The 3,824-nt window shown below is 70.0% G+C and carries 4 protein-coding genes; all 4 read right to left on the bottom strand.

What is annotated here, in order from left to right:
• Nucleotides 1-285 precede the first annotated feature (285 nt).
• On the bottom strand, nucleotides 286-1,260 hold the full coding sequence (locus ACDP63_RS18950; RefSeq protein WP_024846128.1) for a glutathione S-transferase family protein: 975 nt from the start codon (nucleotides 1,258-1,260) through the stop codon (nucleotides 286-288).
• Between the two features lie 65 nt (nucleotides 1,261-1,325).
• Entirely contained in the window at nucleotides 1,326-1,769 is a 444-nt protein-coding gene (gene trxC / locus ACDP63_RS18945; protein WP_074990942.1) for a thioredoxin TrxC, read from the bottom strand.
• An 85-nt stretch (nucleotides 1,770-1,854) separates the two neighbouring features.
• Entirely contained in the window at nucleotides 1,855-3,642 is a 1,788-nt protein-coding gene (locus tag ACDP63_RS18940; protein WP_051419861.1) for a SulP family inorganic anion transporter, read from the bottom strand.
• The gene (locus ACDP63_RS18935) at nucleotides 3,633-3,782 is read right to left on the bottom strand and encodes a DUF6691 family protein (RefSeq protein WP_409928474.1); all 150 of its coding nucleotides are present in this window, start codon (nucleotides 3,780-3,782) and stop codon (nucleotides 3,633-3,635) included. Before ACDP63_RS18935 ends, ACDP63_RS18940 begins: the two co-directional genes overlap by 10 nt.
• Between the last annotated feature and the right edge of the window lie 42 nt (nucleotides 3,783-3,824).

Here is a 3,824-nt window from a genome sequence, read left to right as displayed (position 1 = left end):
GCGGCTGCCCCGAGATCGTGCCGCGAACCCCGCCAGGACGGTTTGCCCCTTGCGGTTCCGGGCCGCAATCGGGGCAGTGCCGGGGCCGGCCCCGGTCCGGCGCCGATGCCTGTCCTGCCGCGGGCGACCTGTTCAGAAGACGGGGGCGACTGCGCCGTCCCCCATGGTCAAGGTGGCGATGCCCATCGCTGGCCGGGCGGCTGGCGCGGATGGCGGATTCGCGCGGCAATCACGCCGCCTGATAAGGATCCGCCGCGGCGGCCGGGCGCCTGGCAAGGCTGCCCCTCAGCCCCGGCCGTGCGGCTCCTGCCAGTCGATCAGCGGGTTGATCGGGATGATGCGATGCGGGTTTATCGTGTCGTGGCTATAGTGGTAATGGCGCACGATATGGTCGAAATGCACCGTCTCGGCCACGCCGGGCCATTGGTAAAGCTCGCGCGTCCAGCCCCAGAGGTTCGGATATTCCCGCAGCCAGCGCCGGTTGCATTTGAAATGCGTGTGATAGACCGGGTCGAAGCGCAGCGCGGTGGTGAAAAGCCGCCAATCCGCCTCGGTGATCCGCGCGCCGCAGAGATAGCGGTTGGCGGACAGATGACCCTCGAGCCAGTCCAGCGTCTCGAAAAGCGGGCCGACCGCCTCGTCATAGGCCGCCTGCGATGTGGCGAATCCGGCCTTGTAGACGCCGTTGTTTACCCGGTCGTAGATGCGTTCGTTCATCGCGTCGATCCGGTCCAGCAGCTCGGCCGGGCAGTAATCGTCCTCATTCCCGGTCAGCCTGTCGAAGGCCGAATTGAACATGCGGATGATCTCGGCGCTTTCGTTGCTGACGATGGTCTGCTGCGCCTTGTCCCACAGCACCGGCACCGTCACCCGGCCCGAGGCTTTCGGATCCGCCCTGAGGTAGAGGTCGCGCAGATAGGGCAGGCCGTAAAGGCGATCCCCGGTCGCGCCGGGGAAATCGGTGGCGAAGGTCCAGCCCTCGGACAGCATGTCGGGATGCACGGCCGAGACGCCGATATGCGGCTCCAGCCCCTTGAGCGCGCGAAAGACCAGCGTGCGATGCGCCCAGGGACAGGCATAGGAGACATAGAGGTGATAGCGCCCGCTTTCGGGGCAGAAGCCGCCCTTGCCGCTGGGGCCGGGGCGGCCGTCCGGGGTGATCCAGTTGCGCCAGGCGGTCACGCTGCGCTGGAAGCGCCCGCCGCTGCTTTCGGTGTCATACCATTCGTCATGCCAGACGCCGTCGATCAACTGGCCCATGCCGCCCCCCCGCGTTTCCGTCCGGCCCAGCATAGCCGAGCGGGCAGGGCGGGCAACCGCCCGGTTCAGTTGCCCAGTTGCGCCTGCGCCCAGCCGGCGATCGAGGCGGCATCCATGGCGCCCGATTGCCGCGCGATCTCGCGCCCGCCGCGATAGAGGATCAGCGTCGGGATGCCGCGGATACCCAGGGCGGCGGCGACCTGCGGCTCGGCCTCGGAGTTCAGCTTGATGAGCCGCATCTCGGGCTCCAGCATGCCGGCGGCGCGGGCGAATTCGGGCGCCATCATCCGGCAGGGGCCGCACCAGGGCGCCCAGACATCGACCAGCACCGGGATCGAGTTGCGGCCGACCTGGCGCTGGAACATCGCCCCTTCCACATCGGCGGGATGGCCGGAAAACAGCGCGTCGCGGCATTTGCCGCAGCGTGCCGCGCGCGCGTCACGCTCGGGCGGCAGGCGGTTCGTGGCGCCGCAGGCGGTGCAGACGATCTGGCGGTCGGTGCCGGACATGGTCAACCTCGGGGTTCCGGGCAGGGCTGCCCCCCCCGATATATTCGCAGGCGCGTAGGTAAACAAGGCCCGCCCCGCCGGAGCCCTATCCGCCCCGCAAAAGCCGCGCCGCGTCGCCGTAACAGGCCAGCCCCGTTTCCTGCGCCGGGCCGGCATCCGGCCCCAGGTCGCGGCGCAGCTGGCAGATGGCCTCGTGCTGGCTTAGGAACACCTGGCCGGACAGGTGGCGCATGAAATCGCTGCGCCGCAGCCGGTCCATCACCGGCCCCTTGACCTCCGAGAGGTGCAGCTTGATCCCGCCCTCGGCCAGGCGGCGGTTGATCTCCTCGAGGCTTTCCAGGGCGCTTGCGTCTATGTCGTTGACCGCGGGGCACATCAGCACGACGTGGCGCAGGCGCGGCCGGTCGGCAACCAGCGCGGCGATGCGGTCCTCGAGAAAGCGGGAATTGGCGAAATACAGGCTTTCATCGACGCGCAGCGACAGGATCTCGGGCCAGATCAGCACCCGGTGACGGTCGACATTGCGGAAATGCTCGGTTCCCGGCACCTGGCCCACCACGGCGGAATGCGGCCGCGAGCTGCGGTAAAGCTGCATGACCAGCGACAGCAGCACCCCGGCGCTGATCCCAGGCTCGACCCCGACCAGCAGCGTGACCAGGATGGTCGCCGCCATGGCCAGGAAATCGCGCGGCGAATAGTCCAGCACCCGGCGGATGGCGGGGAAATCGACCAGCGACAGCACCGCCAGGATGATCGTCGCTGCCAGCACCGCCTGCGGCAGGTCGGCCAGCAGCGGCGTCAGGAACAGCGCCGCCAGCGCGATGCCGATGGCGGTGAACACTCCCGCCGCCGGGGTCTGCGCCCCCGCGTCGTAATTCACCACCGAGCGCGCGAAGCCGCCCGTGACCGGATAGCCCGCGCTGAGCCCCGCGGCGATATTGGCGGCGCCCAGCCCGATCAGCTCCTGGTCTGGGGCGATCCGCTCGCGCCGCCGCGCCGCCAGGGTCTGCCCGACCGAGACCGATTCGACGAAGCCCACGACCGAGATCAGCAGCGCCGCCGGCGCCAGCGCCGCCAGCAAATCAAGCGACGGGATGGGCAGCGACAGCCCCGGCAGGCCCTGGGGGATGGCACCGACCAGCGCCACGCCGCGCCCGCCCAGGTCCAGCGCCTTGGCCAGCGCGATGGAAACGGCGATGGCCAGGATCGGTGCCGCGCGCGCCAGCATGTCGGCCAGCCAGCCGGGCAGCCCGGCCCGCACCAGCCCGCGCCTGCCCCAGCGCCGCGCCGCGTAAAGAAAGGCCAGCGACCCGGCGCCGATGGCCAGCGTCCAGGGATTGGTCCGGGGCAGGCCGGCGAAAAGCGCGGGCAGGATCTCGGGCAGGGTCGAGCCGCCGCCGCCCAGGCCCAGCAGGTGCCGGATCTGCCCGGCCGCGATCAGGATGCCCGAGGCGGTGATGAAGCCCGACATCACCGGATGGCTCAGGAAATTCGCCAAAAACCCCAGGCGGAAGATGCCCGCCGCCACCAGCATCGCGCCCGAAAGCAGCGCCAGCGCCACGGCGGCGCTCAGCGCATCGGCCAGCCCCGCCTGCACCACCGGCCCGATGGCCGAGGCCGTCATCAGCGAGACCACCGCCACCGGCCCGACCGCCAGCACCCGCGAGGTGCCGAAGACCGCATAGGCGACCAGTGGCAGGATCGAGGCGTAAAGCCCGACCTCGGGCGGCAGGTTGGCCAGCATGGCATAGGCCAGGCTCTGCGGGATCAGCATGATGGTGACGATCACCGCGGCCAGCAGGTCGGCGCTCAGCAGCGCCCCGCCATAGCCGCGCGCCCATTGCAGCATGGGCAGGCGGTGGATCAGGTGCATCTGCGGCGGACCCTTTGCCCTGTTTTGACGATTGCGATTCCAGCGGCCATTGTTGCGGAGAAGAGGACGGGTTCTGGGCGGATGAGGCCGATGGCGGGGATGGCGCCGCCGGGGCAGAATCCCGAGAGCCCCCAGCCCAGGCCGAACAGCGCCGATCCGCCGACCAGGGCCGGGTCGATGGC

The sequence above is a fragment of the Paracoccus sp. P2 genome, from assembly GCF_046335115.1.
Taxonomy (GTDB): domain Bacteria; phylum Pseudomonadota; class Alphaproteobacteria; order Rhodobacterales; family Rhodobacteraceae; genus Paracoccus; species Paracoccus pantotrophus.
This window is presented reverse-complemented; position numbering and strand designations above follow the sequence as displayed.

Excerpts from the sequence above, each read along its gene's own strand:
- ACDP63_RS18950 (WP_024846128.1), bottom strand. The coding sequence starts at position 1,260 with ATGGGCCAGTTGATCGACGGCGTCTGGCATGACGAATGGTATGACACC.
- trxC (WP_074990942.1), bottom strand. The coding sequence starts at position 1,769 with ATGTCCGGCACCGACCGCCAGATCGTCTGCACCGCCTGCGGCGCCACG.
- ACDP63_RS18940 (WP_051419861.1), bottom strand. The coding sequence starts at position 3,642 with ATGCACCTGATCCACCGCCTGCCCATGCTGCAATGGGCGCGCGGCTAT.